This is a genomic window from Ensifer sp. MJa1 (genome assembly GCF_037026475.1).
GTDB lineage: Bacteria > Pseudomonadota > Alphaproteobacteria > Rhizobiales > Rhizobiaceae > Ensifer.
In genome coordinates this window covers 1-6984 of sequence record NZ_JAKUMO010000051.1, presented here as the reverse complement: position 1 = coordinate 6984, position 6984 = coordinate 1, and the positions used below count along the sequence as shown (strand labels likewise).

The 6984-nt window shown below is 61.6% G+C and carries 4 protein-coding genes and 1 riboswitch; all 4 genes read right to left on the bottom strand.

The window, feature by feature from the left end:
• Window positions 1-122: 122 nt before the first annotated feature.
• The 4 genes from MKZ91_RS31345 to lon all read right to left on the bottom strand — a co-directional run bounded on the left by MKZ91_RS31345 (window position 123) and on the right by lon (window position 6597).
• Entirely contained in the window at window positions 123-2330 is a 2208-nt protein-coding gene (locus MKZ91_RS31345) for an esterase-like activity of phytase family protein (RefSeq protein WP_336174926.1), read from the bottom strand.
• Between the two features lie 80 nt (window positions 2331-2410).
• Window positions 2411-3325, bottom strand: coding sequence for a DMT family transporter (locus MKZ91_RS31340; RefSeq protein WP_442892378.1), 915 nt, complete (start codon window positions 3323-3325; stop codon window positions 2411-2413).
• Between the two features lie 78 nt (window positions 3326-3403).
• Window positions 3404-3557, bottom strand: a riboswitch (FMN riboswitch).
• Between the two features lie 123 nt (window positions 3558-3680).
• Window positions 3681-3956: a DNA-binding protein HupB gene (gene hupB / locus MKZ91_RS31335; protein ID WP_065777403.1), complete on the bottom strand. Its 276-nt coding sequence runs from the start codon at window positions 3954-3956 to the stop codon at window positions 3681-3683.
• Window positions 3957-4176: 220 nt separating this feature from the next.
• Window positions 4177-6597 carry an endopeptidase La gene (gene lon / locus MKZ91_RS31330; protein ID WP_336174924.1) on the bottom strand — a complete coding sequence of 807 codons (2421 nt, stop codon included), beginning with the start codon at window positions 6595-6597 and terminating at the stop codon, window positions 4177-4179.
• Window positions 6598-6984: the final 387 nt, after the last annotated feature.

Genomic DNA, 6984 nt, shown 5'->3' with positions numbered 1-6984 from the left:
GCCGGGTTTCTTCAACATGGCCCACTGAATCACAAACCCCCAGCTCTCGCCAGGGGTTTGTCAGCAGTCTGAGGCCGGGACATCATGTCCCGGCCTCTTCCGTTTTCTCCGGGCGGTAACGCTCACATCGCGTTGATGGCGCCAATGGAGAAGAACAGGGTCTCGCCGGAGCTGTCGTCGACACCGTCGTTGTCGGTGACGACATAGCCGTTGCCGGCGGCGTCAACGGTGAAGCCTTCGACCTTGTCGACGACATAACCATTCAGTGCCTTCAGATCCGGGATGAGGTCGCGGACCTCTTCCTTCTTGACGACAGGAAGTTCACCGCCAAGGGCCGCCGGCTTCAGTTCCGACAGGGCGACGCGATAGATCTTCTTCAGCTTGGCAGCCTGACCGATCAGGTTGTCGCGCTCGATGATATAGGCATAGTCGCCGTGAACGGAGATTTCCGAGAGGCCGACCCAGCCGTCGCCGGCTTTTTCGAGCGGATAGCGCACGGCGCCCCACTCTTCGCTCTTCGGATTGTAGGAGACGAGCTTGACGAAGCCCTTCTCGTCGTCCTTCCACTCGCGCTGCACGGCCATCCAGAGCGTCTGGTCGTCGCCTTCGCCAACGAGCGAGATGCCTTCGAAGCCGAAGCGGGTTTCACTGGCGCGCAGAGCTTCCGGAAGGGCGATTTCCTTCTTGATCTCGCCCTTCTTGTTCACGTGGAAGAGCGCGTGGCTATAGAGCTTGTCCGAATTGCCTTCGGAGACGAGCCAGAAGCCCCCTTCCCCGTCATTGGCAATGCCTTCGATGTCGAGCTTCTGGGCCGGTGCGCCGTCACGAGTGATCGCCAGCGCTTCGGTGACCAGCGCCGGCTTTTGCGTGGCGTCGATCGTGAAGATCGTCGGCTGCGACGAGAAGACCGAATCGTTGACGGCGCGCAGGAAGCCCGGCTTGTCGGCAACGGCTGCGAGACCAGACAGTGCACCGAAACCGATCGGCAGGCCGTCCTTTTCGGCAGAACGGACCTGCGGATAGGCAGCTTCGCCTTCGCCGCGCTCATAGATCATCACGTGCGAGCGGGCACCGCCGTCTTCGCCGAGATCGACCTCATTGGCGGTGGCAAGCAGATTGCGCGACGGAATGGCAACGGCACCCTCGGGCGAAATGCCCGACGGCAACAGTTGCAGAAGCTGCGGCTCCGCACCGGTGTCCTTGTAGACGCCGACGATCGAGGCGCGCTCGGATAGGACGAAGAACAGGTTGTCGTCACCGAACTTCGCCGCTTCCAGGCCCTCGGGCTCGATGCCCTTGGCCGAGGAGCGCTTCTCGGGATAGTGGCCGATCGCAGCGATGGCATGCTCGAAGCTCGCACCTGCCTCGTAGACAACCTTGCCGGTCGTATCGAAGATCGTGAAGCCGCGCGAACCACCCTCGTAGTCGCCTTCGTTGGCAACGACGATACGGTTGTCGTCGAGCCACTTCACGGCATCAGGCTCGCGCTTGCGGCCGGGCTGCTCGTCCTTGAAGGCAATTGCGCCGTTGCGCTTGGCGTCGATGTCCTTGAGGTCGACGGTGCCGGCAGAGAAATGCGTCTTCACGGTCGCCGTCTTGCCGTCGATGATGACGATGTGGTTGTTTTCCTGCAGCGTAAGCGCAATCTCGTCCTTGCTGTTGAAGGCGACGAATTCCGGCTCCGGGTCTTCGCCGGCAATTTCGGAAAGGCCCGTCAGCGTCACGCGCTTCAGCGAGGCACAATCGGCGACGCCGTCCTTCAACGACAGGATCACCAGGTCACCGGCCGGCATCTGCGGGATCTGGCCGTCATTGACCTCTTCGTCGCGCTCGTTTTCGATGGCGATGGCTGCAAGCGTGCCGTCCTTGTTGATGGCGACCGAATCCGGCTGACCGCCAAGATCACAGGTCGTTTCCACCTTCTTCGACGCCAGGTCGACAACGGCCAGCAGACCGGACGGCTTGACGAAGCTCTCGCGCGTGTTGACTGCGACGAACACCTTTGCGCCGGCAACGGCAACGGACGTCGGCTCGCCATCAAAGGCAACGACGCCCGCCGCCTTCGGTGCCTTCGCGTCGGTAATGTCGATGAGGCCGATACGCTTGCCCGGGCTGTCGGAATAAACAAGCGTGTTGCCATTTTCGCTGGCCGTGATGATCTCGGCGGAGGTCGCCGCCTTGCGGGCATCACCTTCCGGCAGGTTGTCGGCGACAGCGAAGGAGGCTACGCGGTTGAAGACGGGCTCGGCGGCCGCGGGAAAGGCGGCTGAAGCGAGAAGGACGGCGGTAAGCGCCGTCATGCGCGATACAATGGTCATGAAATCCCCCATGTGCGTGCGAACACTGAAAACATGGGGGTTCTGCGCGATGGCGATGACAGCCGAATGACAGCCGGCAGCTTTTGCACCGTTCAGGTTGCAGCGGCCACCTGCTCTCGCCGCATCTCGTTGCGCATGATGAACAGTGACGCGCCCAGAATGAAGGCGGCGCCGAGCCAGAGATAGCCTGTCGGCGCATAGCCAAAGACGAGCCAGCCGGCGAAAACGTTGAGCGGCAGCTTCAAATCATCGAAGGGCTGCACATAGGCTGCGTCCGCAACCGTGTAGGCGAGCGTCAACAGATATTGCGCAAACACGGTCAACACGCCGGCAAGCACCAGCAGACCAAGCGCCATTCCGGTCGGGACGGCAAAGCCTGCGGCAAGCGCAATCGCACCGTTGATCGGCGTCAGCAGCACGAGGAGCCAGATGGTGATGGTCTCGGGGCGCTCGCTGCCGGTCAGGCTCTTGGTGATCAGCGACGATGCGCCCCAGAGCAGCGCCGAAAGGATCGGCAGCAGGGCTGCCCAACTGAAGCCATCAGACCAGGGCTCCAGAATGATCATCGCACCGGTGAAGCCAACGGCCGTCGCCAGCCAGCGCGCCGGCCCGACGCGCTCGCCGAGAAACAGGCGGGCGCCGAGAATGATGAAGAACGGCGAGGTCATGACCAGGCCGATCGCCTGCCAGATCGGCACGTGGGCAAGGCCGGAAACCCAGGCTCCGACACCGAAGGCGGCTAACGCCACACGGACGACGTGCCGCCACGGGTAACTGGTCCGCATCGCCGATAGCCCTGCCCGCCACAGGAACGGCAAGGAAAAGAGAAAGGCGAAGGCGTACTGCCAGAAGGCGGTGGAGGCTGCGGGAAAGCCGAGCTTCATCGTCAGCCATTGGGTGGCGACATTGAGACCGGCAAAGGCCACACCCGCCAGCACCATAAAGCCGGCGCCGACCATGGCACGGGAGGAGGAAAGGCCGAGGGAAGTCTGGTTCATGTCATGCATCCTGAGAAACGGACAAACACAAATCAGGACGCATGAGCGCAAGGCGCAACGCCGGGCGTTCCCGCCCTTCGTGCCCGCGATCATTCTCTTTCATCCGGACTGTGACCGTCGGCTCCGGAATTGCACCGGATCTGCTGACCCTCCCCTCGAGTGTCGAGAGCGAGGCGCTCGCGGGCTTGGGCTCGAGGCCCTTACCGCCGGTGGGGACTTTCACCCCGCCCTGAGAACGGCTGAGCCGTAGAGCAAATGGCACGCCCCTGCAAGGGCCGCCTCAAAATGCGAAAGGGTCCGGCTTGCGCCGAACCCCCGAATACCTGGACTGCCGGCCTCGTGTCCGGCTGCCAAGCAAATCTGATCAGCCGTTGACGGCGTCCTTCAGGCCCTTGCCGGCCGTGAACTTCGGCACGTTGCGCGCCGGGATGTCAACTTCCGCACCCGTGGACGGGTTGCGGCCCTTCGAGGCTTCGCGGCGCGAAACCGAGAAGTTGCCAAAGCCGACCAGGCGAATGTCGCCGCCGTTCTTCAGCTCGCCCTGGATGGTCTCGAAAACTGCATCAACTGCAGAAGATGCGTCGGTCTTGGAAAGTCCGGCCTTCTCAGCAACGGCAGACACGAGCTCATTTTTGTTCATGTTTCCACCCCTTTCAGATTGGTTCGAAACGACTGTGTTTTAAGCCGCGGCGGCTTACGCATCGCCCGCGTCTTGCCATTCCCAATTGCGCCTAATCCCTTGGAATGCAAGGCTTGCAGCGCGTTTTTACAACAAAAAAGACCGGCCAGAGGCCGGTCTTCCCAGTTTTTCTGTAATTTCGGCGCTGCCTGTGGTCGGCAACGCCCATTTCAGGGGCCCGTCAGTGGGCGATCGAGGAACCCGCCTCGTCCTGCGAATCGACCGCTGCAACGGTTGCCGGCTCGTTGGCCGGGTCCCATTCGATCGGCTCGGGCCTGCGCACCAGCGCGTGCTCGAGCACTTCGCCCATGCGCGAAACCGGGATGATCTCGAGCGAGTTCTTCACGTTGTCCGGAATCTCAGCGAGATCCTTGGCGTTCTCCTCGGGGATCAGCACCTTCTTGATGCCGCCTCTGAGAGCCGCCAGCAGCTTTTCCTTCAGGCCGCCGATCGGAAGCACGCGACCACGCAACGTGATCTCGCCGGTCATCGCGACATCCTTTGAAATCGGGATGCCGGTCATGATCGACACGATCGCCGTTGCCATCGCGACGCCTGCCGACGGACCATCCTTCGGCGTGGCGCCTTCCGGCAGGTGCACGTGGATGTCACGCTTGTCAAACAACGGTGGCTCGATGCCGAAATCGATCGCACGCGAGCGGACATAGGAGGCCGCCGCCGAAATCGATTCCTTCATCACGTCGCGCAGGTTGCCCGTGACCGTCATGCGGCCCTTGCCGGGCATCATGACGCCTTCGATCGTCAGCAACTCGCCGCCGACCTCGGTCCAGGCAAGCCCGGTGACCACGCCAACCTGATCGTCGCGTTCGGCCTCGCCGTGGCGGAACCGTGGCACGCCCAGGTAATCGTTGATGTTGTCAGCGGTAACCTCGACCTTCTTGGTCTTGCCCTTGATGATTTCGGTCACGGCCTTGCGGGCAAGCTTCATCAGCTCGCGCTCGAAGTTACGGACACCAGCTTCGCGCGTGTAGGTCTGGATGACCGCCATCAGCGCCCCGTCGGTGACCGAAAACTCCTTCGGCTGCAGTGCGTGATCGCGGATCGCCTTCGGCAGCAGGTGCCGCTTGGCGATTTCCAGCTTTTCCTCTTCGGTGTAGCCGGCGATGCGGATCACTTCCATGCGGTCCATCAACGGCGCCGGAATGTTCAGCGTGTTGGCCGTGGTGATGAACATCACGTTGGACAGGTCGTATTCGACTTCTAGGTAGTGGTCCATGAAGGTCGAGTTCTGTTCCGGATCCAGCACCTCGAGCAGAGCCGACGACGGATCACCGCGGAAATCCTGGCCCATCTTGTCGATCTCGTCGAGCAGAAAGAGCGGGTTCGACCGCTTCGCCTTCTTCATCGACTGCACGACCTTGCCGGGCATGGAGCCGATATAGGTGCGGCGGTGACCGCGTATCTCGGCTTCGTCACGAACGCCACCGAGCGCCATGCGCACGTATTCGCGGCCGGTCGCCTTGGCGATCGACTTGGCGAGCGAGGTCTTGCCGACGCCCGGAGGGCCGACGAGGCACAGGATCGGGCCCTTGATCTTCGACGAACGCGCCTGAACGGCGAGATATTCGACGATGCGTTCCTTGACCTTGTCGAGGCCGAAGTGATCGGTGTTGAGCACGTCTTCGGCGTGGTTCAGGTCGGTCTTGATCTTCGACTTCTTGCCCCACGGCAGACCCAGCAGCCAATCCAGGTAGTTGCGGACGACGGTCGCTTCCGCCGACATCGGGCTCATCTGGCGCAGCTTCTTCAGCTCGGCATCGGCCTTCTCGCGGGCTTCCTTGGAGAGCTTCGTCTTGGCGATGCGCTCCTCGATCTCGGCCATTTCGTCGCGGCCATCTTCGCCGTCGCCGAGCTCCTTCTGGATCGCCTTCATCTGTTCGTTGAGGTAGTACTCGCGCTGGGTCTTCTCCATCTGGCGCTTGACGCGCGAGCGGATGCGCTTTTCGACCTGCAGAACGGAAATCTCACCTTCCATGAAGCCGAGCGCCTTCTCCAGGCGCATCTTCACGCTGGTGGTCTCCAGCATTTCCTGCTTTTCGACGATCTTGATCGACAGGTGCGAGGCGACCGTATCGGCGAGCTTCGAATAATCTTCGATCTGGCTCGCGACACCGACGACCTCGGGCGAGATCTTCTTGTTGAGCTTCACGTAGCTTTCGAACTCGGAAACGACCGAGCGGCTCAGCGCCTCGATCTCGACCGGATCTTCGGTCGGCTCGTTGAGCGTGTGTGCTGAAGCCTCATAGAATTCTTCGCGCGTCGTGTAACCGTCGATCTTGGCACGCGCGCGGCCCTCGACCAGCACCTTGACGGTACCGTCGGGCAGCTTCAGCAGTTGCAGAACGTTGGCAATGGTGCCGACCTCGTAGATCGCGGACGGTTCCGGATCGTCATCGGTGGCGTTGATCTGGGTGGCAAGCATGATCTGCTTGTCGGTGCCCATCACCTCCTCGAGCGCGCGAATTGACTTCTCGCGACCGACGAAGAGCGGCACGATCATGTGCGGGAAGACCACGATGTCGCGGAGCGGCAGGACCGGGTAGGTCGCGCTTTCAGTCGCCGGTGACGTTTTGTTCGTCATGTCATTTCCTTTCCGTCCCGAATTCGGGCCCGTTCCCGGGAGCCCCTAAGGCACTCCCGGTTGTCATATTTTCCACATGAAAGTGGAGTGCGACCGCGTCCATTTCAAGGCCGGACGCGACACCCACCCAACGTGGCCGGGTCCTTCTGACTACGCATCATTGCTGTTGCGGACCTTGCGACGGATAAAAAGGCTCAAGGACACGCAACGGTTAAGGTCCTTCATTGAATCGTCACATCATTGCGTGGTTTGAGACACTTTAGCAACAATCGAATTGTGAAATCTGCACCCCGGCGCCCCTGTCTCAACAGCTAGGGTCAGGACTTCGGTAACGGGGCCGTCTGAGTCAAGTAAAGCAAGTCGACCGCAGTAGCGCAGTCATGCTGC